This window comes from Ferrimonas sp. YIN67 (assembly GCF_057219095.1).
Genome location: NZ_JBXVVJ010000007.1, coordinates 197,051 through 223,226, shown reverse-complemented (window position 1 = coordinate 223,226; position 26,176 = coordinate 197,051). Strand labels below are relative to the sequence as shown.

Annotated in this window: 24 protein-coding genes; 19 read left to right on the top strand and 5 right to left on the bottom strand. The window is 57.7% G+C overall.

The features are described 5' to 3' along the window. Positions 1–56 precede the first annotated feature (56 nt). From hfq to rlmB, 9 genes are all read left to right on the top strand, one after another. Positions 57–350, top strand: a complete 294-nt coding sequence (gene hfq, locus AC2D8U_RS15510) for an RNA chaperone Hfq (RefSeq protein ID WP_484619985.1) — start codon at positions 57–59, stop codon at positions 348–350. Positions 351–373: 23 nt separating this feature from the next. Continuing rightward, positions 374–1,660, top strand: a complete 1,287-nt coding sequence (gene hflX, locus AC2D8U_RS15505) for a ribosome rescue GTPase HflX (RefSeq protein ID WP_484619984.1) — start codon at positions 374–376, stop codon at positions 1,658–1,660. 65 nt (positions 1,661–1,725) lie between these two features. Beyond that, positions 1,726–2,844 (top strand): FtsH protease activity modulator HflK, encoded by a 1,119-nt coding sequence (gene hflK / locus AC2D8U_RS15500; RefSeq protein WP_484619983.1) that lies wholly within the window; start codon positions 1,726–1,728, stop codon positions 2,842–2,844. A gap of 3 nt (positions 2,845–2,847) precedes the next feature. Continuing rightward, positions 2,848–3,723: a protease modulator HflC gene (gene hflC / locus AC2D8U_RS15495; RefSeq protein ID WP_484619982.1), complete on the top strand. Its 876-nt coding sequence runs from the start codon at positions 2,848–2,850 to the stop codon at positions 3,721–3,723. Between the two features lie 62 nt (positions 3,724–3,785). Then, complete coding sequence (locus AC2D8U_RS15490) at positions 3,786–3,971, top strand: DUF2065 domain-containing protein (protein ID WP_484619981.1); 186 nt, start codon at positions 3,786–3,788, stop codon at positions 3,969–3,971. 63 nt (positions 3,972–4,034) lie between these two features. Next, positions 4,035–5,330: an adenylosuccinate synthase gene (locus AC2D8U_RS15485; RefSeq protein WP_484619980.1), complete on the top strand. Its 1,296-nt coding sequence runs from the start codon at positions 4,035–4,037 to the stop codon at positions 5,328–5,330. Between the two features lie 73 nt (positions 5,331–5,403). Next, the gene (locus AC2D8U_RS15480) at positions 5,404–6,027 is read left to right on the top strand and encodes a tetratricopeptide repeat protein (RefSeq protein WP_484619979.1); all 624 of its coding nucleotides are present in this window, start codon (positions 5,404–5,406) and stop codon (positions 6,025–6,027) included. Between the two features lie 50 nt (positions 6,028–6,077). Further along, entirely contained in the window at positions 6,078–8,468 is a 2,391-nt protein-coding gene (rnr, locus tag AC2D8U_RS15475) for a ribonuclease R (protein ID WP_484619978.1), read from the top strand. Further along, on the top strand, positions 8,469–9,215 hold the full coding sequence (gene rlmB, locus AC2D8U_RS15470) for a 23S rRNA (guanosine(2251)-2'-O)-methyltransferase RlmB (RefSeq protein WP_484619977.1): 747 nt from the start codon (positions 8,469–8,471) through the stop codon (positions 9,213–9,215). It abuts the gene before it with no gap. A gap of 144 nt (positions 9,216–9,359) precedes the next feature. On the opposite strand, the gene AC2D8U_RS15465 is transcribed toward rlmB, so the two are convergent. After that, entirely contained in the window at positions 9,360–9,989 is a 630-nt protein-coding gene (locus AC2D8U_RS15465; protein WP_484619976.1) for a DUF481 domain-containing protein, read from the bottom strand. A 331-nt stretch (positions 9,990–10,320) separates the two neighbouring features. Between AC2D8U_RS15465 and rpsF the strand changes: the two genes are divergently transcribed. Genes rpsF through rplI form a run of 4 tightly spaced genes read left to right on the top strand, consistent with a single transcriptional unit; the run spans position 10,321 to position 11,776 of the window. Continuing rightward, a complete protein-coding gene (gene rpsF / locus AC2D8U_RS15460) occupies positions 10,321–10,731 on the top strand; it encodes a 30S ribosomal protein S6 (RefSeq protein WP_484619975.1) in 411 nt (136 codons plus the stop codon). Between the two features lie 9 nt (positions 10,732–10,740). Beyond that, a complete protein-coding gene (gene priB, locus AC2D8U_RS15455) occupies positions 10,741–11,046 on the top strand; it encodes a primosomal replication protein N (RefSeq protein WP_484619974.1) in 306 nt (101 codons plus the stop codon). A gap of 11 nt (positions 11,047–11,057) precedes the next feature. Next, a complete protein-coding gene (rpsR, locus tag AC2D8U_RS15450) occupies positions 11,058–11,285 on the top strand; it encodes a 30S ribosomal protein S18 (protein ID WP_013344048.1) in 228 nt (75 codons plus the stop codon). A gap of 38 nt (positions 11,286–11,323) precedes the next feature. Next, positions 11,324–11,776, top strand: coding sequence for a 50S ribosomal protein L9 (rplI, locus tag AC2D8U_RS15445; RefSeq protein ID WP_484619973.1), 453 nt, complete (start codon positions 11,324–11,326; stop codon positions 11,774–11,776). Between the two features lie 76 nt (positions 11,777–11,852). Here rplI and AC2D8U_RS15440 read toward each other — a convergent pair whose 3' ends face one another. Then, positions 11,853–13,844 (bottom strand): long-chain-acyl-CoA synthetase, encoded by a 1,992-nt coding sequence (locus tag AC2D8U_RS15440; protein ID WP_484619972.1) that lies wholly within the window; start codon positions 13,842–13,844, stop codon positions 11,853–11,855. Between the two features lie 116 nt (positions 13,845–13,960). Further along, entirely contained in the window at positions 13,961–15,049 is a 1,089-nt protein-coding gene (locus AC2D8U_RS15435) for an AraC family transcriptional regulator (RefSeq protein ID WP_484619971.1), read from the bottom strand. Positions 15,050–15,365: 316 nt separating this feature from the next. Here AC2D8U_RS15435 and AC2D8U_RS15430 point away from each other — a divergent pair, with 316 nt between their 5' ends. From AC2D8U_RS15430 to ppnP, 4 genes are all read left to right on the top strand, one after another. Beyond that, the gene (locus AC2D8U_RS15430; protein WP_484619970.1) at positions 15,366–17,045 is read left to right on the top strand and encodes a class I adenylate-forming enzyme family protein; all 1,680 of its coding nucleotides are present in this window, start codon (positions 15,366–15,368) and stop codon (positions 17,043–17,045) included. A gap of 65 nt (positions 17,046–17,110) precedes the next feature. After that, a complete protein-coding gene (locus AC2D8U_RS15425) occupies positions 17,111–18,142 on the top strand; it encodes an MBL fold metallo-hydrolase (RefSeq protein WP_484619969.1) in 1,032 nt (343 codons plus the stop codon). Between the two features lie 465 nt (positions 18,143–18,607). Beyond that, complete coding sequence (locus tag AC2D8U_RS15420; RefSeq protein ID WP_484619968.1) at positions 18,608–19,339, top strand: hypothetical protein; 732 nt, start codon at positions 18,608–18,610, stop codon at positions 19,337–19,339. Between the two features lie 116 nt (positions 19,340–19,455). Beyond that, a complete protein-coding gene (gene ppnP, locus AC2D8U_RS15415; RefSeq protein ID WP_484619967.1) occupies positions 19,456–19,770 on the top strand; it encodes a pyrimidine/purine nucleoside phosphorylase in 315 nt (104 codons plus the stop codon). A 75-nt stretch (positions 19,771–19,845) separates the two neighbouring features. On the opposite strand, the gene AC2D8U_RS15410 is transcribed toward ppnP, so the two are convergent. Together AC2D8U_RS15410 and AC2D8U_RS15405 are read right to left on the bottom strand one after the other, a co-directional pair. Further along, entirely contained in the window at positions 19,846–22,248 is a 2,403-nt protein-coding gene (locus tag AC2D8U_RS15410) for a TonB-dependent receptor (RefSeq protein ID WP_484619966.1), read from the bottom strand. A 133-nt stretch (positions 22,249–22,381) separates the two neighbouring features. Continuing rightward, positions 22,382–23,578, bottom strand: a complete 1,197-nt coding sequence (locus tag AC2D8U_RS15405) for an acyl-CoA dehydrogenase family protein (protein ID WP_484619965.1) — start codon at positions 23,576–23,578, stop codon at positions 22,382–22,384. Between the two features lie 334 nt (positions 23,579–23,912). Here AC2D8U_RS15405 and AC2D8U_RS15400 point away from each other — a divergent pair, with 334 nt between their 5' ends. Together AC2D8U_RS15400 and AC2D8U_RS15395 are read left to right on the top strand one after the other, a co-directional pair. Continuing rightward, entirely contained in the window at positions 23,913–24,416 is a 504-nt protein-coding gene (locus tag AC2D8U_RS15400) for a flavin reductase family protein (RefSeq protein WP_484619964.1), read from the top strand. Positions 24,417–24,465: 49 nt separating this feature from the next. Continuing rightward, a complete protein-coding gene (locus AC2D8U_RS15395) occupies positions 24,466–26,166 on the top strand; it encodes an FAD-binding protein (protein ID WP_484619963.1) in 1,701 nt (566 codons plus the stop codon). The last annotated feature ends 10 nt before the right edge of the window (positions 26,167–26,176 follow it).

The window sequence follows — 26,176 nt, the reverse complement described above, 5'->3', positions numbered from 1 at the left end:
GCTAAACGCCACTCGCACTTTGTTGAAAGCAAAAATAAATTTATAAGGATTACAGAATGGCTAAGGGGCAATCTCTTCAAGACCCGTTTCTGAACGCACTGCGCCGTGAGCGTGTTCCTGTTTCTATTTATCTGGTCAATGGCATTAAGCTTCAGGGTCAGATCGAATCTTTTGACCAGTTTGTCATTCTTTTGAAGAACACGGTAAGTCAGATGGTGTACAAGCACGCCATCTCTACGGTGGTACCTGGCCGTAACTTTAATATGGGTCAGAGCCAGGCACCACAGGGTAACCACCACTCTCACGGTGGTGGCCAGAGCAACCATGATCACGGTGACAACAACGCCTGATCCTTATTTAGGAGTAAGTCTGCTTGTTTGAGCGGTACGAAGCAGGCGAACGTGCGGTCCTTGTTCACATCGATTTCTCACATGACGGTGAACGGGAAGATCTGGAGGAGCTTCGCCTTTTGGTGAGCTCCGCCGGAGTTGAATCCTGTGGCGTCGTCACAGGCCGCCGTGCGAGTCCCCATCCAAAATATTTTTGTGGTACAGGTAAAGCGGAAGAGATCGCGGCTTTTGTTCAAGCCGAACAGGCTGAGGTGATCATCTTCAACCATGCCTTGAGCCCGGCTCAGGAGCGAAACCTGGAACATCTCTGTCAGTGTCGTGTGCTTGATCGCACTGGCCTGATCCTTGATATTTTTGCCCAGCGCGCCCGCACCCACGAAGGGAAGCTGCAGGTTGAGTTGGCACAACTGCGTTATCTCTCCACCCGTTTGATCCGGGGATGGACCCACCTGGAACGCCAAAAGGGCGGGATTGGTCTGCGTGGCCCGGGGGAGACCCAGTTGGAAACCGATCGTCGTCTGTTGCGCGAGCGGATCAAGACCATCCTTAAGCGTCTGGAGAAGGTGGCTAAGCAGCGTGAGCAGGGCCGCCGTGCCCGACAGCGTCGCGAGGTGCCTACAGTCTCTCTGGTTGGCTATACCAATGCTGGCAAGTCCACCCTGTTTAATCGTATTACCGATTCCGGTGTCTATGCTGCAGATCAGCTGTTTGCAACCTTGGACCCCACCCTGCGTCGGATAGAGCTCGACGAGATCGGTCCCGCCATTCTGGCCGATACCGTAGGGTTTATTAGGCACCTGCCACACGATCTGGTGGCCGCGTTTAAGGGAACCTTGACGGAAACTCGAGAGGCAGATCTGTTGCTGCATGTGGTGGACTGTGCCGACGAGCGTGCCGGAGAGAACATCGATTCGGTGCACGAAGTGCTCAGTGAGATTGGTGCCGACGAGATCCCACGTTTACTGGTCTACAACAAGATAGACCGACTCGATGAGGCGGTTCCCCGCATTGATTGGAATGAAGACGGCAAGCCCGTCCGAGTTTGGCTCAGTGCTCAGGCGGATCAGGGAATCGAGTTGTTGTTTGAAGCCCTGACGCAGTTGCTCGGCCAGGCCATCATAGAGATGACCCTGGCAGTGCCGCCTCAGGCCGGTCGTTGGCTGTCTCGTTTTTACGAGCTCAATGCCGTATTGGACATCGATTACGATGAGTTGGGCCAGACCTTGGTCCGTTTGCGCTTGCAGGAGCGCGACTGGCAACGCCTGCTAAAGGCGTCCGAGGGACAACTGGCCGACTTTATCCGCGAGTAATTGGCTGATAAATTAGCTAGAGTTAGAAAAAATCCTAACGATCCAACATCTATGGAGCAGTGTTAATGGCCTGGAACGAGCCTGGCAATCAAGGCAAAGACCCCTGGGGCAACCGAGGCGGCAAGGATCAGGGGCCACCTGATCTGGACGAAGTATTCCGCAAATTTTCTTCTCGCTTTGGCGGTAACGGCGGTGGCGGCAACCTCAATAAGATGGGGGTATTGCTGGTATTGATCGGTGCGCTGGTCGTTTGGGGCTTGTCCGGTCTGTATAAGATCGAAGAAGCCGAGCGTGGCGTCGTGCTGCAATTTGGCCAGTACCATGAGTTGGTCGGGCCGGGTTTGAAGTGGAAGCCGACCTTTATTCATACCGTCTATCCGGTGAATATCCAGCGGATCAACAAGATCAATGCAGCTGGCATGATGTTGACCCAGGATGAGAACGTGGTGAGCGTGCAGATGGAGGTGCAGTACCGCATCGCCGATCCGCGCAAATACCTGTTTGCCGTGACCAACCCCGAGCAGTCTCTCAGTGAGGCGCTGGACAGTGCCCTGCGTTACGTGATCGGCCACACCACTATGGATAATATCCTGACCGTGGGGCGTGATCAGGTGCGTCGCGACACCTGGGAAGAGTTGCAGGGGATCATCAAGCCTTACGACATGGGTCTGCAGGTGGTTGATGTGGCATTTAAGGAAGCGCGTCCGCCAGAAGAGGTGAAGCCCGCGTTTGATGATGCCATTGCGGCACAGGAAGATGAGGAGCGTTACGTTCAGGAGGCCACGGCTTACAGCCGTCAGATTGAGCCACAGGCCCGTGGTCGAGCGGAGCGTATGTTGCGTGAAGCCACCGCTTATAAGGAGCGTGTCGTGCTGGAAGCGGAAGGTGAGGTGGCCCGTTTCACCCTGTTGTTGCCCCAGTATGAAGCTGCACCGGAAGTGACTCGTGAGCGTCTCTATCTCGAGACCATGGAACAGGTTTACTCCAGCACCTCCAAGGTGATGCTGGATAACAAAGACGGGGGCTCCATGTTCTATCTGCCTCTGGATAAGATCATCCAGGGCGCAGGGAGCCAGGTGGCACCGGCTCAGCAGCCTGCTCGTCAGCCAGAGCGTATCATTCGTAATGAGCCGGGCTCTGATCGCACCACAGGCCGCAATACCACTCGTCAGGGGAGAAATTAATTCATGAGTCCAAGATTGCTGATCCCCGCCCTGCTGGTGCTGGTCGTGGGTATTATGTCCCTGTTTGTGGTGGAAGAGGGTGAGCGTGCCATCGTTAAGCGCTTTGGGGTGATCCAAGTCGACGCCGAAGGTAACTACCGGGTTTACGAGCCTGGGATGAACTTCAAGTTGCCACTCTTTGATGATGTGGAAACCATGGATGCCCGGATCCTGACTCTGGATGCCCCGGCGGATCGTTTCGTAACCTCCGAGCAGAAAGATCTGATGGTCGACAGCTATGTGAAGTGGCGCATTGTCGATTTTGGTCAGTACTACCTGGCCACTCAGGGTAACCAACTGGTGGCAGAGTCCCTGCTGCAGGCCAAGATCAACAACGGTTTGCGCTCCGAGTTTGGTACTCGTACCATCCGTGAGATCGTCTCGGGTAGTCGTGACGAACTGCAGCGGGAGGCCTTGCGTCAGACCCGTGGCGATGCCAAAGAGCTTGGGGTGGAAGTGATCGATGTTCGGGTGAAGCAGATCAACCTGCCCCGTGAGGTGTCGGTGTTCATCTATGATCGAATGCGTGCTCAGCGTGAGGCGGTTGCCCGTGCACACCGTTCCGAAGGTCAGGAGAAGGCCGAAGTGATCCGCGCCGGTGCCGATGCCACGGCGACAGTAACCGTGGCAGAAGCCGAGCGTAAGTCCCGAACCCTGAAAGGGGAAGGGGATGCCCTGGCGGCCAAGATCTACGCCGATGCCTATGGTCAGAACCCAGAGTTCTACAGCCTGTTGCGCAGTCTGGATGCCTATCGCACCTCCTTCAGCAGTAAAGAGGACGTGTTGGTTCTGTCTCCGGACTCCGAGTTCTTCCAGTACATGAAGAGCAAGACACGTTAAGGGAATACCCTTATATAGCCCGGCCTTATTGGCCGGGCTTTTGTCGTTTTAGGAGGGGAAATATGACCACTTTTATGCTGATTTTTGCTGGGGTCTTGATCGTAGAGGGGATAGGTCCACTGCTCTTTCCTCGCCAATGGAAAGAAATGCTGACTGCATTGTTCGCTCAGGAAACCGCGCTGTTAAGGCGTATCGGTGGCGCTTTGGTGACGGCTGGCCTGGTGCTGTTCTACATTTTTTATCCCTAGGCGGTGTTTTGACCAACTCGGATCTGCTAGAATCCCGCTTTAACCACTAACTGCGATCGAAACATGGGTAAAAATGTAGTTGTCCTGGGCACCCAATGGGGTGATGAAGGCAAAGGTAAAGTTGTTGACCTTCTCACCGACCAAGCCCACTACGTGGTTCGCTATCAAGGCGGCCACAACGCCGGTCACACCCTGGTGATCAATGGCGAGAAAACCGTTCTGCACCTGATCCCGTCGGGCATCCTGCGCGACAACGTTACCTGCTTTATCGGTAACGGCGTGGTGCTCTCTCCGGAAGCCCTGAAGAAAGAGCTGACCATGCTGAAAGAGCGTGGTGTACCGGTGGAAGAGCGCCTGAAGATCTCCGATGCGTGTCCGTTGATCCTGCCTTACCACGTTGCCGTGGATCAGGCCCGTGAGCGTGCCCGTGGCAATGATGCCATTGGTACCACTGGTCGCGGTATTGGTCCTGCGTACGAAGACAAAGTGGCTCGTCGTGGCCTGCGTGTTGGCGATCTGCTCGACGCCGAACGTTTCGCCACCAAGCTCAAAGAAGTTCTGGCTTACCACAACTTCATGCTGACCGAGTACTTTAACGCCGACGCCGTTGATTTTGACACCGTGCTGAAAGAGGCACTGGAACTGGCAGAGATGCTGCGTCCTATGGTTGTCGACGTCACTGACATCCTGGATAAGGCGCGTAAAGCGGGCCAGCCAATCATGTTCGAAGGTGCCCAGGGCACCTTGCTGGACATTGATCACGGCACCTACCCCTACGTGACCTCTTCCAATACCACGGCGGGCGGTGTCTCCACCGGCTCTGGTTTTGGTCCGACCCACATCGATTACGTTCTGGGTATCGTCAAGGCCTACACCACTCGCGTGGGTGGTGGTCCGTTCCCGACCGAACTGGACTGCGAAGTGGGCCAACACCTGGGCGTGAAGGGCCATGAGTTTGGCGCGACCACAGGTCGTAAGCGTCGTACCGGTTGGTTTGATGCAGTTGCCATGCGTCGTGCAGTTCAGATCAACGGCATTACCGGCTTCTGTCTGACCAAGCTGGATGTTCTGGATGGTCTGAAAGAGCTGAAGATCTGTATCGGTTACCAGATGCCGGACGGCACCGTGCGTGACGTTCCACCGATGGATGCCGAAGGCTATGAAGCCGCGACTCCAATTTACGAGACCATGCCTGGCTGGGACGACAACACCTTTGGTGTTGCCGAGCACAGCAAGCTGCCTCAAGCAGCGCTGGATTACATTGCTCGTATTGAAGAGTTGCTGGAAGTCCCCGTGGACATCATCTCCACCGGACCGGATCGTGTTGAAACCATGATCCTGCGCCACCCGTTCGCCTAAGCGTCGGAAGCGATTAGAAACGGGGCCTTCGGGCCCCGTTAAAGTATCCGATGGTGATGCCGATAGGGAGAGTATGAAAAGGATAATACTTTGCCTGGCGTTGTTCCTGATATTAGCCCCGGTCAGGGCGAATGAGCCATCGCGCGCCGTGGAGCTGTACAGTCAGGATGAATTGCTGGCGTTGTTGCGAACCAATGCGCACCTAGCCAGAGTCCGCGAGGACGACTGCCAACTGGTACAGGACATCGAGGCGCGGGCATCGGTGCTCAAGGTGCCGGCCTATCAAATGCTTTGGGCCGACATGTTGCTGTATGGCGTATGTGTCGAGCCGGAGGTGTCCCAGGGATTTGATTTCCTTCGTCAGGCGGCGGATCAGGGCTTGCCGGATGCATTGGAGCAGATGGGACGCTATTATATTCAAGGTCGATTCGTGGTGGTGGATGAACCTCATGGGCTGCGCTTGCTGCATATTGCGGCGTCCATGGGTCACCAACGGGCCATCCTGTCTCTGGCAGGACATTATGTCGAGGGCAAAGGGAGCCCCCGGGACTATCCTCAAGTGTACCGCTGGCTTCATGAAGCCGAGTACGAGAGTGAGCATGACCGTCAACGGGCCCAAACATACAAGCAGCAACTGGCAATGCAATTGCCGCCCAGCGTACGGGAACAGACCCGGCGCAGTGTCTTAGGGCGCTGAGCCCAGTTTCCGTTATACTTTCCAACGATTTCCAATCCTTTGGTAGACCCATGAGTCAGGATCCCCATTTTCAGCGGGAGGCGGAGAAATACGCCAACCCGATCCCAAGTCGTGAATTCTTGATCGACTACGCCAAGGCGCAGAAGGCGCCGGTGTCGCGTGAAGAGTTCGCGGCCGAATTTCAACTTGAGGGTGATCAATACATCGCCCTATGCCGTCGTTTGCGTGCCATGGAGCGCGATGGTCAACTCGTTTATACCCGCAAGGGTCGTTATGGCTTGCCTGAGCGGATGGATCTGTTGACCGGCACCGTTATGGGCCATCGCGATGGCTTTGGTTTTTTCCGTCCGGAAGACGGCAGTGACGATCTTTATCTGAGCGAACGCTCCATGTTCTCCGTGCTGCACGGTGATCGAGTGTTGGCCCAGGTTGATGGTCAGGACCGCCGTGGCCGCAAAGAGGGTCGCATCGTACGTATCGTCGAAGGCCGCTCTGAGCCCATCGTTGGGCGCTACTTCAATGAAGATGGCATCGGGTACGTGGTACCGGACGACAACCGCCTCTCCCAGGACTTTCTGATCCCGGAAGATGGCCGCAATGGGGCCACTTCGGGTCAGGTTGTGGTCGTGGAATTGGTCAAGCGCCCCGCTCACCATACCCATGGTATTGGTCGCATTACCGAGGTGCTCGGTAATGAGATGGCCCCAGGCATGGAGATCGAGATCGCCCTGCGCAGCCACGATCTCCCCCACGTCTTTAGCGAAGCACTGATGGCCGAAGCGGCCGCCATCCCGGACGAGGTCCAGGAGCAGGATAAGCAGGGTCGCCGTGATCTGCGCGATCTGCCCCTGGTGACTATTGATGGTGAGGATGCCCGCGATTTTGATGATGCCGTATACGCCATGGCGAAAAAGAGTGGTGGCTGGCGCTTGTTCGTAGCCATCGCCGATGTGAGCCACTATGTTCGTCCCGGCATGGCGCTGGATACGGAGGGGCGTGCCCGCGGTAACTCGGTTTACTTCCCTGCTCAGGTGATCCCCATGCTGCCGGAGAAGCTCTCCAATGGCCTGTGTTCACTGAACCCCCACGTCGATCGCCTCTGCATGGTGTGTGAGATGACGGTTTCGGCGGCGGGTAAGCTGTCCGGTTACGAGTTCTACCCGGCGGTTATGCACTCTCATGCTCGCCTTACCTACACCAAGGTGGCGGCCATGCTGGAGGGGGATGAAACCCTGCGTGAACAGTATGCCGAGGTCGTGCCGGATCTGGAGGAGCTGTTCCAGCTCTACAATGCGCTGGATCATGCCCGCGAAGAGCGGGGGGCTCTGGTGCTGGACACCGAGGAGACCCAGTTCATCTTTAACGAGCAACGTCGCATCGATAAGATCGTGCCCCGCGAGCGCAATGTTGCCCACAAGATGATCGAAGAGTGCATGATCCTGGCGAACGTGGCCGCCGGCAAGTTCGTTAAAAAACACAAAGGTGAAGTCCTGTACCGGATCCATGAAGGGCCGAGTGAGCAAAAGCTGACCACCCTGCGTGATTTCCTTGGCCAACAAGGCTTGTCCCTGGGGGGCGGCCTGGAGCCGACGCCGCAGGACGTGGCCAAGTTGCTGGAGCAGAGCCGAGGGCGTCCGGATGCCGAGTTGATCCAGACCATGGTACTGCGTTCCATGAAGCAAGCGGTCTACAGTGCCGATAACCAGGGACATTTTGGTTTGGCACTGGACAAATATGCCCACTTTACCTCACCGATCCGTCGTTACCCGGATCTGATCCTGCATCGGGTGATCCGTTACCTGTTGGCCAAGCAGGAGAACCCGGAGTTGCCGCTTCAGCAGTTGCAGCAGGATGGTGCCTTCGGCTACGAGGAGTCGCCACTGATGGAGCTGGGTGAGCACTGCTCCCTGACCGAACGCCGGGCCGATGAGGCGACTCGTGATGTGGCTGACTGGTTGAAGTGCGAGTACATGCTGGATCACGTCGGCGATGAATTCGAGGCCGTGATCAGTGGCGTGACCAGCTTTGGTTTGTTTGTCCGCCTCAAAGATCTGCACATCGACGGCCTGGTTCATATCTCCAGCCTGGCGAATGACTACTATCACTTCGATCCGGTTCGTGCCTCCCTGGTGGGAGAAGCCTCGGGCAAGCGTTACCGTCTGGGCGACCCTGTTGCGGTCAAGGTGATGGCCGTGAAACTGGATGAGCGCCAGATCGATCTGGGTCTGGTGGATGGCAGTGAAGGTAAATCGGCCAGTCAGCCCAAGCGTTCCCGCAGTGGTAAAGGGAGCAAGGGCGGTAAAAAGCGTAGTCAGGGTGAGCAACGCCGTGATGACAAAGGTGGTAAAGGTGCCAAGGGCGGTCGCGGCAAGCGTGACGGCGAGCGAGGCACTGATAAAGGCGCGGATAAGAAGCGCAGCAGAAGTCGGAACAAGCGATAAATGAAGCACGAAATGGTGTTTGGCCTCCACGCGGTGGAGGCCCTGTTGAACCGGGCGCCTGAGCGCGTTAAGGAACTGTGGCTGCTTAAAGGCCGGGACGACGAAAAGCTGCAGGTCATTGCCGGAGCTGCGGCCCAGTTCGGCGTTAAGGCCCAGATCTGTGCCCGCAAAGTGCTGGATGAGAAGGCTGGATCGACCCAGCATCAGGGGGTTGTGGTTAAGGCGGTGGCGGAGCCTACCCAGGGTGAGCACGAACTGGATGCGTTGCTGGACAGCCTGAAAGAGGACCAACCCCCTTTCCTGCTGGTACTGGATGGTGTGACGGATCCCCACAATCTGGGGGCCTGTCTGCGCAGTGCCGATGCGGCGGGTGTTCAAGGTGTGATCGTCCCCAAGGATCGCTCCGTGGGACTGACCGGTATCGTCCGTAAAGTGGCGGTCGGGGCGGCCGAAAGCACCCCGCTGTTCCAAGTTACCAACCTGGCTCGTACTCTGCGTCACTTGCAGGCGCGCGGGGTCTGGGTGGTGGGCCTTGCCGGTGAAGCCAGCCACGATCTGTACCAGAGCAAATTGGATGGCCCTCTGGCTGTGGTGATGGGGGCCGAAGGCAAGGGATTGCGTCGCCTGACCCGGGAGGTGTGTGACGAACTCATCTCCATCCCTATGGCCGGTGCCGTATCCAGTCTGAACGTCTCGGTGGCGACCGGGATCTGCCTGTTCGAGGCGGTGCGTCAGCGTCAGGGATAAAAACGCCCGCTAGTTGCTGGGTACCTAAAGTAAAAGCCGCTTTGTCCTCAGGGATAATGCGGCTTTTCTTTTTGCGATCAGCGATCAGCGATCAGCGATCAGCGATCAGCGATCAGCGATCAGCGATCAGCGATCAGCGATCAGCTATCTGAAGGTATAGAGCAGGTTTACCGTCGAAACCATATCCAAGTTCTCGGAATTCTCCGGGACTTTCCCCGTATATTTGATGTCCATACCAATCTTGAGTGCCAGGTCGGCCCAGAGTTGGTTCCGGTAGCTGAGATTGAGGTTTGAAATGCTGTTGTTTTCGCCGTATTCGATATTGGCATCGGCATTGAAACTGGTGTACTCCTGGAGTCGGTGCTCGAACTTGCTGGCCAGACGCAAGATGGCTTCATCATCCCGCTGCGCATTGTTGTCGTTATTTCGGTTGCTGGCCTTGTTGTAACGGTACCCGCCACCCAGTTCCAGACTGAGTTTGGTGTTTTTGACGTCCAAGGGCGTGTAGCCATAACCCACCGACGCAGTGTGCTGCTGCTCGAAGGCGCCAAATTTGTCCCATTGCAATTCTGTCCGGCCGAAGAGGTAGCGGGTTCCGGCCATTTTTACGTCGACCTGATATTGAGTCTGGTATTGCTCGGCGGTGGTATTTTCGTTGTCTGAGGCGAAATAGGCGCGCAGCACAAGGTCATGCTTGGCCTCATTACCATCGTAAATCAACTTGGTTCGGCTATTGAGATTGGAGGATTGCGTATTGCCGCTGTTGTATTGCATCCCCAGTTCTAACTCCGCCAGAAATTTGGTCGCGGGCTCTTTGTAATTGGGTGGGACCAGAGCAAGTGCGGGCGCACTGATCAAAGTCAATGCGAGGAACAACAGGCGCATAGGAGCGTAACCGACTAACGTTAGTGAACTGGAATTGTTGCGTCTCAGTGTACCGGGCGTTGGTTGCCTGTCACAATCCCCCGGAGGGGAATTTTGAACACGTTGTGATCAGCCGCAGAACCTTGTAGAATGCGCCGGCTAATCGGCCAAAACCCTTTTTGTTCCTTGTCTCATAGGCCCGGCCGAGCCATTTGAGGCTACAAAACCGTAAGGAGCGATCATGCGTCATTACGAAATCGTCTTCATGGTTCACCCTGATCAGAGTGAACAGGTACCTGGTATGGTTGAGCGCTACAGCGCCATCCTGGAAAAAGACGGCGGTAAAATCCACCGTCTGGAAGACTGGGGCCGTCGTCAACTGGCTTACCCGATCGAGAAGCTGCACAAAGCACACTACATCCTGGTTAACACTGAAGCCACTGCTGAAGCTGTTGCCGAGCTGGAAACTGCTTTCCGCTTTAACGATGCTGTTATCCGCAACATGGTCATTCGTACCAAGAAAGCGGTAACCGAAGCTTCTCCTATGGCCAAGGCCAAAGAAGAGCGTCGTGAGCGCGAAGAGCGTCGCGAGCGTGATGATCGCCGCGAGCGTTCTGACGCTAAGCCGGCTCCTCAAGCCAGCGCTGAGTAATCGGATTTCGTGATCACCAATCGCCTTGAGTTGGCCGGACACGTTATTCGGCCAGCTAAGACGGTCACCGGGATCAATGGCATACCCCATAGCTATTTTCTGATGGAGCACCGCTCCATGCAGAAGGAAGCGGGCCTTAACCGGCCGGTGTATTGCAAGATCCAGGTGGTCCTCAGTGGCGAAGGATCACAATCCTTACTGAGATATCTCGAGCCGGGAAGCAATATCCATGTAGGCGGGTTCCTCGCCTGGCAACAGGGCCGCAGTGGCCAAAGCCGACTGGTATTGCATGCCGACACGATCGAACCGATTTAGGAGACTGCCCCATGGCACGTTATTTTCGTCGTCGCAAGTTCTGCCGTTTCACCGCTGAAGGTGTAACTGAGATCGACTACAAAGACATCGCAACTCTGAAGAACTACGTTACTGAGAGTGGCAAAATCGTACCGAGCCGTATCACTGGCACCAGCGCAAAGTACCAGCGTCAGCTGGCTCGCGCTATCAAGCGTGCTCGTTACCTGGCTCTGCTGCCGTACACCGACCTGCAAGGCTAAGCCTGCGGATCCAACTTACTTAAGTAGAGGTTAAGGTAATGGAAGTAATTCTGCTGGATAAGATCGCCAAGCTGGGCGGTCTGGGTGACAAAGTAACCGTTAAAGCCGGTTATGCTCGTAACTTCCTGCTGCCACAAGGCAAAGCGGTTGTAGCTAACGCTGCTAACCTGGAAGTTTTCGAAGCTCGCCGTGCTGAGCTGGAAAAGAACCTGAACGAAGCTCTGGCTGCTGCCGAAGCTCGTGCCGAGAAAATCGCTGCTCTGGAAGGCGTGCAAATCGCTTCCAAAGCCGGTGACGAAGGCAAGCTGTTCGGCTCCATCGGTACCCGTGACATCGCTGACGCAATCACTGCGGCTGGCGTTGAAGTGGCTAAGTCCGAAGTACGTCTGCCTGAAGGCGCCCTGCGTCTGACCGGTGAGTACGACATCGCTGTTCAACTGCACAGCGACGTAACTGCTACCGCCAAGATCGTAGTAGTTGCTGCTGAGTAATTTTTTTAATTGCTCGAGCTGAAAAAACACCGCCTTCGGGCGGTGTTTTTTTTTGCGTCTGCGGCGGAATGAGTCTTCAGCGGGCCTTGTCGCTCTCCCCGCCGGCTATGCCTGAACATTGGGCTGAAGAGTTCGTAGGGCGTTCATAGCAAACCAAATCAAGCTTTGTGCCAGCTTGGCTAGTGGGCTTATCGTTACCATTGCCAGTTAGGCCGGGCTGAGCTTGCAGCAGGGCATCGGCATCGCCGGTTGCCTTGCCTGAGGGGACGTTTATGGTCGGCATCTCTTGCGGTGTTTGGGGCGGTATCTTGAGTGCATCCAGTGCGGCCAGGCTGTAGGGCAGATAGGTCGCATGCTGGGGTGACAGGACAAACAGCGCGTCGTCGCCGCAAAGGGCCGGGTGGTAGCCCTGACGTTGCAGCATCCCCTTGCGCAGCTTCATGGTGGCGGTGAGATCGCTCTTTGTGCTGAGCCGGATAAACAGTGGCAGGGCATAGGGGGCCAACTGGCGTGCCGCTATTCGATACAGTCTGTGGCCGTCAAACTCGGTGTCGGGTTTCATCTGAATACAGGCCATGCCTGCCCGACCTGGATGGCCGGGTACCTGAACCCCGTAGACGTTGATCAGCGCCGCCCCCTCATAGCTTGACAGGGCGTCGGTCACTTCCGTGGTGGCCACATTCTCACTTTTCCAGCGGAAGGTATCGCCTATCCGATCAACGAAGTAGAAATAGTCCTCTTCATCTTTGGTAAACAGATCGCCGGAGCGAAACCAGGCGTCACCAGGCTCAAACAGGTTCCGTAGGATCTTCTTCTCAGTCGCTTCGGCGTTGGTGTAGCCCTCGAAACGGCCGACACTCAAGCCTGGCAGGTGGTAGATCTGGCCGAGGATCTCCCCCACTTCGCCGGGCTGACACAGCAGGGGTTTGCCGCTCCGGTCGGTGATGTGGCAGTCGTTATCGAGATCATAGCGGACCAAACGAATGTTAGAGCGTTCTGGATAGGGGATCCGGCCGACGGATCCGGGGACCCCATCGACATTGATGATGCCGCAGTTGCCTTCGGTGGAGCCCCAGCCCTCATAGAGGGTAATGTCGCCAAAGCGCTGTTGAAATGCGAGCCAGAGTTCTCGGGAAAGGCCTGCGCCGGTCATGGCCCGAAGCGAGTGCTGTTGATCCTGGCTATGGGACGGCTGTGCCAGTAGATAACGGCAGATCTCACCAATGTATTGGGTCAGGGTTACGCCGTATTGGCGTACCTCTGGCCAGAACGCTCGCGCTGAGAACTTGCGGCGCAGCACGATGGACGCGCCAGCGGCCAGCGCATTAGAGACCAGCGACATCCCCGCAGCGCCGTGAAACAGCGGCAGGAAGCAATAAAACACGTCGCTGGGTTGGGTGGCCATCAGTTCGGCCCAGCCATCGCCGACACTGAGCCAGCGCATGTGGCTGATGATCGCCGCCTTGGGCAGTCCTGTGGTGCCCGAGGTGAAGACGTAAAACAGGGGATCTGCCCCCACCACCGAGCCGCGCAGGGCGATGTCGGGATTGTCCAGAGGCTGATCCACCAGTGACGCGAGATCCGGATCCGCCACCACCCGATGGGGGATCTGAGCCAGCAGATCCGGTGTGCCATCGAATTGAGCCAGACACTCATTGCCGACCAGGAGCAACTTTGCCTGAGTCTCTCCCAGGGCATGACGCAGCGGCTCACCCTTGGTCTGGGTATTGAGCAAAGCGGCGATCACCCCGATCTTGGCCAGGCCGATCCAGGCAGAAAAAAAGGCCGCGCGATTTTCCATCATGATGGCGCAGCTGTCACCGGCTTTCAGGCCCTGCGCCAAGACGTAGTGGGCAAATTGGTTGGCGCGGGCGTTGATCTCGCGATAGCTGATCTCTATGCCCTGCTCGATCAGAAAGGGGGCGTCGCCCTGCTGCGTGGCCAGTGCCTCGAAACGGTCGGCAACCGTGTAGTGCTGCTCTGGTGTATGGCGAAGTACCGCCGCTCCCTGACGGTCCAGGGTGGATTGGGTTGCGTCGCGGCTGATGGAGCAATAACTCATTGTCATTGGTGGACGGCTCGAAGCGGATAAATAGGTTCAAGCTATCGCACTGGCTGCGACAGACAATGATGAATACGGTCAAATTTTCTTGGCAAATTGGGTCGGTCGCTTAGAGCCGGCCCCTATCCACACTCTTCTCGCTCCGGCTCCGGCAGGCCGCGGCGGCGAAACTCCCCCGGGGTGATCTGGGTCCACTTCTTGAAACTGCGGTGGAAGGCGCTGGGCTCATCAAACCCCATCAAGGCAGCGACGGCGTTGATCGACAGTTCCGAGCGGCTTAGATACTCGATGGCGGCGTCCCGGCGGCAGTCATCTTTGATCTGCTGATAGCTGGTGCCTTCGGCTTCCAGGCGACGGCGGAGGGTGCGGCTGGAGGTGTTGAGCAGGGTGGCCATCTCATCAAAACCGGGGATTTTTTTGGTGAAGTTATAGCCGATCAGGGCTCGGATCCTGGGGATGATGCTGTCGGAAGCGGCTTCGTTGCTGAGGGCGAAGAGTTGAAAGGGGGCCGTTTCCAGAAATTGTTCCAGTGACTCCTCATTATGAACCAGCGGGGCATTAAGGTAATGGGCGCTGAAGGTCATGGTGCAGTGAGTCTGGGAGAATTGCATCGGACAGTCAAAATAGTATCGGTAACCGCTGCGGGTCAGGATCTGCTCTCCTGGGATCCCGGCCTGCTTGACGGCGATATTGGTGCCGATCAGCCAACTGCAGAAACGGTGCCACAGGGACAGGCTGTTCAGTAGGGTGAGTTGACGTGAAGGATGGCAGCTGGCCTCATCGTCCGCCGAGTGGGATGAGTAATAGAGGGTGACGTCTTTACCGTCCGGGCTGATCCGATAGGACTTGGAGAGCTCCCTGGGGTTGCCCTTGAGATGGTGGCACAGGGCGTAGAATTCTGTGGTGCGTTCCAGTGCCGATTGAAGATCCGGCGCGTGAATGATGCAGTAGCACATCATGCGGAAGGTGCCGGGGGGGAACTTGTAGCGGGTGCCCAAGCCAAAGGCTTCATCTTGAAGCATTCGGGAGATCTGTCGGTAGAGCTTGGAAAAGGTCAGTGCACTGATCTCCAGCTCTTCTGACTCTCCCAAGGACAGTGGATTAAAAGGTAGCTCTGCCTGGTCGAGCAGTTCATTGACGTTATAGCCCTGCTCTGCCGCAACTTTCAGCAGCAAACGAGCATAGCGGGCGGGGACAAGATACTCCGTCATCCTGGCCTTCTTATTGTTTTGTTGTGAAGTTAGGCGTGCTTCGAAGCCCCATTCTCGAAAAATAACACTTTATTTTCAATGATTATTTTTCTTTCACAACCCTTGCGAAGAGAGTGCTGCTGTGCGCTTTGTCACAAATGTGGGCATGAAAGGGCAAATTATTGTCAGTTTTGCTGGCCGGTTTTGCCATTGAACCTAGTTGCCCTGTATTTGACACTGGATGTTACTCGGGTCCGGTGATGACTGAGGTCAGGTAGGATAGCGTTGTCCCCAATAGGGCAGGGCGCCGGACGGTAACGAAACAAGGAAGCGTATCATGTCAGGATCTGTCACCCAGTTAAAAGGCGTGTGGCACCAGCTCACTCAGCCCGGTGCGCCTTTTGAAATTCTGCAAACCGACGTCGGCCCCAGGTTTAAACAGGCTGTCTCCACACTGCCGATGTTGTATCAGGTAGCCCTGCAGCATGGTGACGCGCCTTACCTGGTGAGTGACACCCGGTCCTATAGCTTCAGCGAGGCATATGCCACCGCAAGCAAGTTGGCGAGCAGGATGCACCATCAGCTAGGCGTCAGCAAAGGCGATCGGGTGGCCATCGCAATGCGTAATTCTCCGGAGTGGCCCCTGGCGTTTATGGCCATTACTCAGCTCGGTGCCATTGCCGTCCCCCTCAATAGTTGGGGCAGTGCGGAGGAGCTGGAATACGGTGTCAGTGATTCCGGTGCTCAATTGGTCTTCGTCGACCCTCGTCGGTTTGGCCTACTCGCACCCAAGTTGCCGGCGCTCAATGCTCGGGCGATTGTCGTCGAAGAGGATGGCGATTGGGGAGAGTTGGGTCTGGGTTGGGACAGCTTCTTAGCAGGGGAAGGCAAGGAGATGCTTCCCCAGATCGAGCTGGAACCGTCAGATCTGGCGATGATCATGTATACCTCGGGCACGACGGGGCGCCCCAAGGGAGCCACTTCCACCCATGATGCCTTGTGCCAAGCCATTATGAATGGATTGGCGGCCAGTGGCTGTATGGCAGCGATGCATCCTCAGACGATGCAGGCGATTGCGCAGCGTGGCCTGCAGCCCGCGACCCTCCTTTGCTTGCCCCTGTTTCATGTCAGCGGCTTGCATGCCGGGATCCTCACTTCGATCATGACAGGCACCAAGGTGGTGTTTATGTACAAGTGGGATCCGCTCAAAGCCCTGCAGGCGATCGAGCGGGAGAAGATTGCCTCGATCACTGCAGCGGCGACCCAGATCTGGGATATCCTCGAACATCCCCAATTTGAGCAGTTTGATACCAGCAGCATCATCAACCTGGCCAGTGCCGGGACCGCGCAACCGGCTCAGCTGGTGGACGATATCAAGGTCAGGTTCCCCGGGAATTTCTTTGGCACTGGCTATGGCATGACTGAAACCAATGCCTTCGCCACACTAAATAGCGGGGCCAGTTATCATGATCACCTCAACAGTGTTGGCCTGCCCCTGCCCGGCGTAGAGCTGAAGATCTGTGATGAGCAGGGTAACGAGGTTCCCCAGGGGGAAGTCGGGGAGATCTGCATGCGTGGTGCGACCCTGATCCAGCAGTATTGGCAGCGGGATGATGCGACAGCCGAGACCCTGAAAGGCGGGTGGCTGTATAGCGGGGATGTTGGCTATCTGGATGAGAATGGCTTGCTCTACATCAGTGATCGTAAGAAGGACATGGTGATCCGCGGTGGGGAAAACATCTATTGCGCCGAAGTTGAGGCGGTGATCCTGGAACACCCTGCTGTCGATTTCTGTGCTGTCTTTGGTCTGCCCCATGAGCGTCTCGGGGAGGAACTGGCCGTCGCGATTGAGCTGAAACCCGGAGGTCATGAGGATGTTGGCAGCATCCAAGCTCATGTCGCCGCTCACCTCGCTCATTTCAAGGTGCCGACCAAGGTGTTTTTTGCCCGTGAACCTTTGCCTCGTAACGCCATGCTGAAGATCCAGAAGCACAAGGTGCGGGAGCTTTACCTCTAGGGTTGGCTAAGGCCGGGATTGAGCGCCGCCTGCGGGCGGCGCCTTTGTTTCCATAAGGAGCGTGTGTGATCTCTTTGCGTTTTCCCTTCCCTGCCCCGGAGCCGGGGCAACTCCTCGCCTTGCGTCCCGAACTGCTCTGGTTGCGGATGCCCATGCCAATGAAGCTGGATCACATCAACCTCTACCTGTTGCGCCATGACGATGGCTATGTGGCGGTGGACACGGGGTTGGCCAATCCGGCGACCAGAGAGCACTGGCAGGGAGTGCTGGCCGAAGGCCTGGGAGGAGTCCCTCTTAAGGCGGTGCTGGTGACCCATCAACACCCGGATCATATAGGATTAGCCGGCTGGTTGTGCCAGCAGACCGGGGCCCAACTGTGGATGAGCCAGGGCGAATTTCTCTCTGCCCACCTGTACCAGGATGTGGCCAATGTGGTGCGCTCCGAGTCGGCGGTTCAGTTTTATCTCCAGGCCGGACTGGATGCTGAACAGGTGGCAAAACTCCAGGCTAATGCCGATGGCTTCGCCTCCATGGTGACACCGCTGCCCTATGCATACCGGCAGTTGGAGGATGGTGAGCTGATCCGCATCGGTGAACATGATTGGCAGGTGCTGATCGGCGCCGGACACAGCGTGGCCCATGTCTGTCTTCACTGTGCCGAGTTGGATCTGCTGATTGGCGGCGATCAAGTTCTGCCCGGGATCACCCCCAATGTGACTTTGTCGAGTTTGACGCCCGATGGGAACCCGTTGGGGCAGTTTATGAGCTCTTTGCAGCGCTTAGGGCAACTGCCGGAAGAGACACTGGTTCTGCCCAGCCATGAGTTGCCCTATACCGGCCTGGCGATGCGTACGGAGCAGTTGCTTAGCCATCATAAGGGTCATCTCTGTGCCCTGTTGGCGGCTTGTAATTCTCCGAGGTCGGCGCTCTCGTTATTACCTGTGCTGTTTGATCGGGAGCTGGTCGGCACTGAGCTGATGATGGCCACAGGCGAATGCTTGGCACACTTGAATTGCTTGGTGCATGACGGTCGGTTGCAGCGTCGGGTGGGCGGGGACGGGATCGCCCGCTACCTGGCCAGTGGTGAGAGTGCCTGATGTTGAACCCCAGTGGCCAGGCAGCTTCGGCGGGGCAAAGGAGCTGAGTCTTAAATGGGCGAAGCCCGGATGCCTGGTGACACCATGTTCTGAGGCATCATCGGCTCCAGCCCCAAGGGCGCGACGGCCCGCTCTCCCAGCACTGGATCCGAGTTGCCCAGGTGAGCAGAGGCGAGAGTGTGGGGAACGCTTGCTGGATCCCCATCCCCCCGACGGAGCCCTGTGGCGCGCTGACATTGCTTTGCAGCCCTAGGGGGGCAATGTCATTAAGGGGTTCTTGTCTTGATCCCATGAGCCCAAAGGCAAAGCCTAATCTCATGCCCCTGTGGCGGTTTTTTGACGTCAGCCATTTAATTGTCGGCCATTCCGGTTAGACTGCCTTCTTAAGCATAATCAGGGCGTTGTCGAGAAAGCCAAAGAGGCGGCCCCTGTTTTTGAGCCCAATACGGATACACAGAGGATGTGATGCGGAAAATGGCATGGGCGTGGTTGTGCGCCTTACCCGGGCTGCTGATGGCATTCACCGTGTCGTCGGCATCGCCACATCGGCCCACTCAGGTCTTGCTGATCGGCAGTATTGAACAACTGCATGAATACAATCCCGCCTATGGTTATCAGCACTTGTATAATCTGGTTTCCGGTTTTCGGCCGGATGTGGTTGGCTTGGCTATTAGACCGGAAGATATGGCTCAGCCGGTGAGCTATCTGCAGCACCACTATCCCGAGGAGATGGTCAAACTAGCCATTCGCTATGGCGACAAGGCGATGGGGTTGGGGTGGTTGGATCGGGTGGTGGAAGGGGTCTTGATCCCCGACGATTTCCATCAGCGTCGTAAGGAGTATTGGCTTACGGTGGAGGAGGAGCATGGGTGCCCGGAATTGCAGGCGATCCAGCAGCAGCTTTTGACTTGGCGTTTATCGGCTTCGCCGGTGCAATTGATGGGACCTGAGTTCCTCAGGTTGCAGCGTCTGGAGCAACAGCATCTGGCGATGTTGCGCCAGCATAGTCGATTCGAGTACCTGACGGTGCAGCAACGGCGCCGCGATCGTCACTTGCTGGCTAACAGCTTGAAGCTGATTAAGGAGGCACCGGGCCGGAGGGTTGTGTTGGTAGTGGGGTTGGAGCAGTACGGCGCCCTGTTGCGGGGGCTGCAACGCTTTGGTGAGGGGGTTGAATTGAATCACCTGCCCCTATGACCTCCCTGCCCACTCTCTTATTGCCTCATAAGAACATTGCAGCTGTGCGCTTGGCCCACCTTAGGGTCTAATGGTCACAACAATCGGATTGTGATCGGACAGATTAAGGGGGTTCCATGCCGACGTTTGAGAATGTCAGTGTCGCTAAGCAGAGCAATGTGTATTTTAATGGCGGTGTCACCAGTCGCGCCATTGAGTTTGCTGACGGCAGTCGAAAAACCCTGGGGGTGATGCTGCCCGGAGAGTACGAGTTTGGCACGTCGGAGCGGGAGTTGATGGAGATCACCGCAGGAACGCTGGAGGTGCTTCTGCCAGAGGCCCAGGGGTGGCAAACCGTGGCCGCCGGTGAGTCCTTCCCGGTGCCCGCCAACGCCACCTTTCGGGTTAAGCTGGCGGAGGTCGTGGATTACTGCTGCTCCTATCTGGGGTGAACGTTCCTGAGCAGAGGATAAGCGCCCGGACTCTTTGAGTCCGGGCGCTTTGTCATGTGCCCGTTATCGTTTGGCTTAGAACTGCAGGCGCAGATCCAGGCCAAAGGTGCGGGGATCGCCGTAGATCACGCTGCCAAAGCCCAGTGCCCCGTAATCGATCCCCTGGGTGACGTACTCTTCATCGAAGGCGTTGCGCAGCCAGGCGCTCACTTTTAGTTCGCCGATGCCGGTGCTAACCCCCTCCAGCGTGGCCCGGAAGTCGGTGATGGTGTAGGCATCGGCGGCGATGGCGTCCTTAAAGGGGCTGTGGTAGTCGGTCAACTCCGGCGTTGGCCCGGGGACGGCATTGACCTGAGTAAAGACCCGCTCACCGATGTAGCGCACGTCGGCTCGCAGGGAGAGTTGCCCCCCCCACAGTTCGGCCAACTCATACTGAATGCCCAACGCGGCGGTCCATTCGGAGACATAGGGGAACTCGGCGGCATCGGCGACGTCCACCAGCTCTCCGGAGAAGCGGTTAAGGACTTCGTACTTCTGGAACTCCATATCCAACCAGGCGACGTTGCCGTCGATGCGCAGCGTGTCGGTGGGGGCAATCACGTACTCGAGCTCGACGCCCCACTGATCCGCCTCACCGGCATTTTCGATCACCGAGGTGGCACCGCCGCTGCCAGCCAGGAAGGAGTCGATCTGGAAGTCGTCATACTGGGTGTAGAACAGGTTGGTGTTGAGACGCAGGCGTCGATCCAGCAGATCGTTTTTCAGTCCCACTTCGTAGCCGATCAGGGTCTCCTCATCGAAGTCATCGATAAAGGGGTTGTCGGTACTGGCGCTGCGGGCGGTCAGGCCGCCGGCCTTGTAGCCGGTGGCGACGCGGGCGTAGCCAAAGGTGGTGTCACTGAACTTGTAGTCGGCGCTGAGGTTCCAGTTTACGTTGTCGTATTTCTTGGTGTCATTGGCCGACAGCGGCAGGAAGGGGGGCACAAAGCTGGCGACGCGCTGCTCCAGGTATTTTTCATCTTCGGTATAGCGAATGCCGGCGGTCAGCCTCAGTTGGTCGTTGAGCCGCCAGTTAAACTGGCTGTAGGCCGCCTTGGACTTGGAGGTGCCGTTGTAATCGAGGACGTTGGTAGCGAGCATGCCGCCGGGGGCCGCAAAGCCAAAGATCCCGGAGGTCACGGCCTGGGACAGGTAGAAGCTGGTGGGGTTGTATTCGCTGTACTCTTCATCGAAGTAGAACAGGCCAAAGACAAAATCCAGGTCCTTGGTTAACTGGCCGAGCAGTTGTACCTCTTGCGACAGATGCTCCTGCTTGCGATCGGTGCGGGGGGAGTAGAACAGGCCATCGATGGGCAGCAATGCCGTATCCAGGGTCGTCATATCGACGATGACATTCGCCTGCAAGGTATCGTTGCCGTCCAGATCGTTGCCGATCTCCACGCCGTCCCAGTCACGCAGGCCGGTGATGCTGCGCAGACTGAAACGGTTATTGAGTTCCCACTCGATGCTGAGGGTGTGCAGATCTGCCTCGGAGGTGCCGTAGCCATTGTTGTTCAGGGCGATGGTGTCGGCGCGGCCCTGGGAGACGACGATGGGGCTGCCGTCGACCTGCGTGACTTCGCCGGCCAGGTAGCTGGGGTTGACCGCGACGGTCTGGGAATGGGTCTTGGTGCCCTCGGATTCGATGCGGTTAAAGCTGTAGTCCAGCATCAGGTTGTCGGTGATCTCCCAGTTGAGGGCGATGCGGTAGGCCTGATCGTCAAAGGCGCCGCCATCCCTATGATCCGGTGCATGGACGTTGTCGAGCAGGCCATCCCGAGAGCTGTTGCGATAGGTAAAGGCCGCAGAGAGTCCGCTGTTGCCCAGCACGCCAGAATCGATGCGGGTCTGGGTGGTAAACAGGGCATCCGAGCCGAGGGTAAAGTCCTGGGTAAAGCCAAAGTCGTAGTAGGGCTTCTTGCTGATGAAGTTGATCGCCCCACCTGTGCTGTTGCGGCCATACAGCGAGCCCTGAGGGCCGCGCAGCACTTCGACCCGCTCCAGCTCCAGCATGTCCACCAGGGCACCGGAGATCCGCGGTTGGATCACCCCATCCAGATAGACGCCGATGGGCGAGTCTGCGGTGGCGATGGAGTCCGACACCCGCAGGCCGCGCATCGACAGGGTGATGTCGTTGGAGGCCTGGGCATTGGCCTGGATCTGCAGTGTGGGCACGAAGCCGGTCAGATCGACGCTGGTGCGGATCCCTTTCTGCTCGATGGCGGCGGTGTCCAGGGCGGTGATGGACAGGGGCGTGGCCTGCAGGCTTTCTACATTGCGTCGGGCGGTGACTTCGATGCTTTCGATGCCTGTGTGTTGCGGGGCATCGGCGTCACTCGGGCTCTGCTCTGCCAGGGCATGAGGCGCCAGCAGCAGCGGAAAAAGGGCAGCACACACCGGGGTGCGGCGAAAGGGCAGTTGGCCAAGCTCAGTCATCATCATCTCTTCCTTGTGATTGCCTGCGACTGCCGGGACCGCTAGATGCCGCTGCAGGTTTTTAAATTGATTTGCCGTTCAATAAAAAAGGCAAAAAAAGCGCAGAAGGGGAGTTCTGCGCTTTGACAGGGTTTACTTACAGGAAATAGTCCGTGCTCTCCTTGCCCAGCAGTACACCGGACAGGTTATAGGCGTACTTGTCGGCCACATTGGCGACGTGGGTCAGGCCAGCCTGGATATCGGCCTGGATCCGATTGAGCGGGTAGCTGGCGAAGATGGCACGTGAGCCGCAGTACATAAACATCTTGTTGGCGGCTTCATTGCAGCGGCCCGCGACGCGAGCGGAGTCGTAACGCCACTCGACCCGTTCTTCGATGGTCAGGGGCTCTCCCTTGACGGCACGTTCGTACATGATGTCGAAGTTGTTGTAGAGGACGGCCTTACACTCCTTGATGGTGGCAAGGGTGTCGGCCAGGGCGCGCAAGGTGCCGGGATCTTCGATGGACTTGCGACCGTCGTTGACACCAACACGGGTACCCGCCAGCTCGATAAAGTCGTTCACCGCCCCCTGCAGGGCACCGATGGCGGAGCTGGAAACGGCGCGAACAAAGATCTGGCCAAAGGGCAGTTTGAATACCGGATGGGTGTTGACCTCATTGCCTGGACTTTGCTGGTTGAAGCCGTCGATGGAGCGATGGGTCCGGTACTCGGGGACGAAGGCATTCGCGACCACGATGTCGTGGGAGCCGGTGCCCTGCAACCCGGTGACATCCCAGTTGTCGACGATCTCATAGTCGGCACGGGGCACCAGGAAGGTTCGGTAGTCGGGGGCGCCACCGGGCTCTGTGGGGGGCACCATGGCGCCAAGGAAGACCCAGTCACAATGTTTGGAACCGGAGGAGAAGCCCCAGCGCCCGGACAGCTTATAACCGCCCTCGACATGTTCCACCTTGCCGACCGGCATGTAGGAGGAGGAGATCAAGACGCTGGTGTCTTCGCCCCACACATCCTGGGCGGCGCGGTCATCAAACAGGGCCAACTGCCAGTTGTGGATCGCCACCACACCCAATACCCAGGCGGAAGACATGCACCCTTCCGCAAGCTTGAGCTGCACATCAAAGAAATCGTGGGGTTTCAGCTCGAAGCCGCCCCACTTGGCGGGCTGCAGGATGCGGAAGAAGCCCGCGTCCTGGAACTCGGCAATGGTCGCATCCGGCAGGCGTCCCAGCTTGGCGGTCTCAGAGGCCCTGGAGCGCAACACGGGGACCAGTTCGTTGGCCCGCTCCATCAAGCGTTGGCGGATTGCATCTTTATCGTCAATCGTGGCATTCATGCTGGTGTTCTCCTGATGATCGGTCCCGCACCGTTTTGGCTAGGGGGCGGCGGCCATGCCGCATCATGATTGTGATTGAATCAGTGGGCCGGGGTGGCAACATCCTTCAAATGGATTAGGGCTTGGGCTTTGGGAAGGGGACCCGGCTGAAAACGAAGGATTTTTGATATGGATCAAGTTAACTCCTCGATTCAACGAGAGGGCTGTGCTCGGGCAGGGCTAGTCCCCTCAGACGATGCCGCTCCAAGAGGGGGATCCCAGAATGCTGACCATGGGGGCAGTGCCAATACTCTGTTTGGTCCCTGCCCATAGATGAACAGTCAGGAGAAGTCTCATGTCTCAGGCCCACCCCTTGAAAGAATCCATGCTGCAGGCGATGCGCCGTCTGGCCAGCTCCGTCAGCATTGTTTCCGCCAGCAATGGTGAGCAGCGTCATGCCATGGCAGCGACCTCGGTGACCTCCCTTTCGATGGATCCCCCCTCTCTGTTGGTGTGTGTCAATAAGAGTACCGCCATGCACGGCCTGCTCTCAGAGGGCACGAATTTTTGCATCAATATTCTTGGCCTGGATCAGCAGGAGGTTTCTGTCATGTGTGGTGGCAAGGCCAGGGGCGAGGAACGTTTCGAAACGGGTAACTGGGCCACCAGCGAAGGCGGTCTGCCCTATCTGGAAGACGCGCAGTCGGTGGTGATCTGCCAGCAGGATGGCAAGTTTGAGTACGGCACCCACACCATCTTTATCGGCCGCATTGAATCGATCCAAAACAGCGAGACCGTGAGCCCGTTGATCTACGTCGATGGCGTCTACACCACCTCGGCCGAAGCCGCGACCGCCTGATCGCCAAACCGATGCCCCAAGCCGAAATAACCGCGCAAGGAAGACAACGATGAGTTACGAGCAGCCACTGGAACTGACCGACACCCAGCCGCCGCAACAGATAGTGCCGGAGGCGGTTGATTGGCAGGGCGAATACGATGTGGTCGTGGTGGGCTATGGCGGGGCGGGAATTTGCGCCGCGATCGAGGCGGTAGACGCCGGTGCCTCGGTGCTGGCGCTGGATCGCTTTGCCGGTGGTGGCGCCACCGCAGCCAGTGGCGGCGTGGTGTATGCCGGCGGCGGGACCCAATACCAGAGGGACGCGGGGTTTGATGACACGCCGGACAACATGTTTGCTTACCTTAAACAGGAAACCGGCGACGCGGTCAGCGACGAGACGCTGCGCCGCTTCTGTGAGCAGAGCAACGACAACCTGAAGTGGCTGGAAGCCAATCGGGTGGGCTTTGCCGGCAATGTGCCGCCGGTGAAAACCTCCTACCCGACCAACCAGTACTACCTCTACTACTCCGGCAACGAAGCGGTCGACAGTTACAAGGCATACGCCAACCCGGCCCCGCGTGGGCATAGAGTCAAAGGGGCCGGTATGTCCGGTCAGGCGTTGTTTCGGGCCTTGCGCAGTTCCGCCGAGGCCAAAGGGGTGAAGCTGCAAACCCAGAGCGAGGTACGGAGTCTGTTGACCGACGCCGATGGCCGCATCATCGGCGTCGAGCTGCGCACCCTGCCCGCCGGTTGGCCCAGTCTCAAACACAAGTGGCTGACGACGCTGATCGGCAAGCTGCATCTGTACAGTCCGAGACGGGCCTTTCAGTTGCGCGCTAAGTTGCGTGTCTTGGAGCGTGACCATGGCCAGGTTCAGCGGATCCGTGCCCGCCATGGCGTGGTGCTCAGTGCCGGGGGATTTGCCTTCAACCGCAAGATGGTGGAGCGCTACAACGACAAATACCGCAAAGGACTGCCCCTGGGCACCACCGGCTGTAACGGCAGCGGCATCGGCCTGGGTCACAGCGTCGGCGGCGCATTGGAGCGAATGGAAAAATTCAGTGCCTGGCGCTTTATCAATCCGCCGCTGGCCTGGGCACAGGGCATGGTGGTCAATGGCGAGGGCGAACGCTACTGCAACGAAGAGGTGTACGGCGCCAAACTGGGCCATGAGATGTGCGAACACAACGACGGCCGGGCGTTCCTGGTGATCAACCATGCCCTGCGTGCCCAAGCCTTGAAGCAGTGTGTGCCGGGCAAGGCGCAGATCTTCCAGATCATGCCGGCGCTGATGAATCTGTTCCTCAACGCCAAGAAGGCGGACACCATCGAGGGGCTGGCCAAGCGGATGAAGCTGCCGGCCGAAGCCCTTCGCGCCAACCTGGACAACTACAATGCCGCCGCCCGCGGGGAATGCGCGGATCGGTTCGGCAAATCCGAGGCGTTTCTCAGCTCGATGGAGCAGGGCCCCTATTACGGCATCAATGTCTCCTTCGACAGCCCGACCTTCCCCTGTCCGATGATCTCCCTCGGCGGATTGAAGGTGTGTGAACACAGTGGTCGGGTGCTGGACGCGGACGGTCAGATCATCGAAGGGCTTTACGCCGCCGGTCGCAACGCCATCGGCGTGGCTTCCAACCTGTACGTCAGTGGCATATCCATTGCTGACTGTGTGTTCTCCGGTCGCCGGGCCGGGGCCCATGCGGCCGCACAAGGGCGCCGCGACACGAGCCGCACCGACACCTGCGCTAAGAGCAGCAGCGCGGCCTGAGTCAGGCGTG

Coding starts and splice junctions, on each gene's coding strand:
- AC2D8U_RS15430 (WP_484619970.1), top strand. CDS start 15,366: ATGTCAGGATCTGTCACCCAGTTAAAAGGCGTGTGGCACCAGCTCACT.
- rpsR (WP_013344048.1), top strand. CDS start 11,058: ATGGCACGTTATTTTCGTCGTCGCAAGTTCTGCCGTTTCACCGCTGAA.
- AC2D8U_RS15465 (WP_484619976.1), bottom strand. CDS start 9,989: ATGCAATACAACAGCGGCAATACGCAATCCTCCAATCTCAATAGCCGA.
- AC2D8U_RS15400 (WP_484619964.1), top strand. CDS start 23,913: ATGTCTCAGGCCCACCCCTTGAAAGAATCCATGCTGCAGGCGATGCGC.
- AC2D8U_RS15420 (WP_484619968.1), top strand. CDS start 18,608: ATGCGGAAAATGGCATGGGCGTGGTTGTGCGCCTTACCCGGGCTGCTG.
- ppnP (WP_484619967.1), top strand. CDS start 19,456: ATGCCGACGTTTGAGAATGTCAGTGTCGCTAAGCAGAGCAATGTGTAT.
- AC2D8U_RS15490 (WP_484619981.1), top strand. CDS start 3,786: ATGACCACTTTTATGCTGATTTTTGCTGGGGTCTTGATCGTAGAGGGG.
- rnr (WP_484619978.1), top strand. CDS start 6,078: ATGAGTCAGGATCCCCATTTTCAGCGGGAGGCGGAGAAATACGCCAAC.
- hflK (WP_484619983.1), top strand. CDS start 1,726: ATGGCCTGGAACGAGCCTGGCAATCAAGGCAAAGACCCCTGGGGCAAC.
- AC2D8U_RS15435 (WP_484619971.1), bottom strand. CDS start 15,049: ATGACGGAGTATCTTGTCCCCGCCCGCTATGCTCGTTTGCTGCTGAAA.
- AC2D8U_RS15410 (WP_484619966.1), bottom strand. CDS start 22,248: ATGATGACTGAGCTTGGCCAACTGCCCTTTCGCCGCACCCCGGTGTGT.
- rplI (WP_484619973.1), top strand. CDS start 11,324: ATGGAAGTAATTCTGCTGGATAAGATCGCCAAGCTGGGCGGTCTGGGT.
- AC2D8U_RS15395 (WP_484619963.1), top strand. CDS start 24,466: ATGAGTTACGAGCAGCCACTGGAACTGACCGACACCCAGCCGCCGCAA.
- hflC (WP_484619982.1), top strand. CDS start 2,848: ATGAGTCCAAGATTGCTGATCCCCGCCCTGCTGGTGCTGGTCGTGGGT.
- AC2D8U_RS15480 (WP_484619979.1), top strand. CDS start 5,404: ATGAAAAGGATAATACTTTGCCTGGCGTTGTTCCTGATATTAGCCCCG.
- AC2D8U_RS15485 (WP_484619980.1), top strand. CDS start 4,035: ATGGGTAAAAATGTAGTTGTCCTGGGCACCCAATGGGGTGATGAAGGC.
- rpsF (WP_484619975.1), top strand. CDS start 10,321: ATGCGTCATTACGAAATCGTCTTCATGGTTCACCCTGATCAGAGTGAA.
- hfq (WP_484619985.1), top strand. CDS start 57: ATGGCTAAGGGGCAATCTCTTCAAGACCCGTTTCTGAACGCACTGCGC.
- AC2D8U_RS15440 (WP_484619972.1), bottom strand. CDS start 13,844: ATGACAATGAGTTATTGCTCCATCAGCCGCGACGCAACCCAATCCACC.
- AC2D8U_RS15405 (WP_484619965.1), bottom strand. CDS start 23,578: ATGAATGCCACGATTGACGATAAAGATGCAATCCGCCAACGCTTGATG.
- rlmB (WP_484619977.1), top strand. CDS start 8,469: ATGAAGCACGAAATGGTGTTTGGCCTCCACGCGGTGGAGGCCCTGTTG.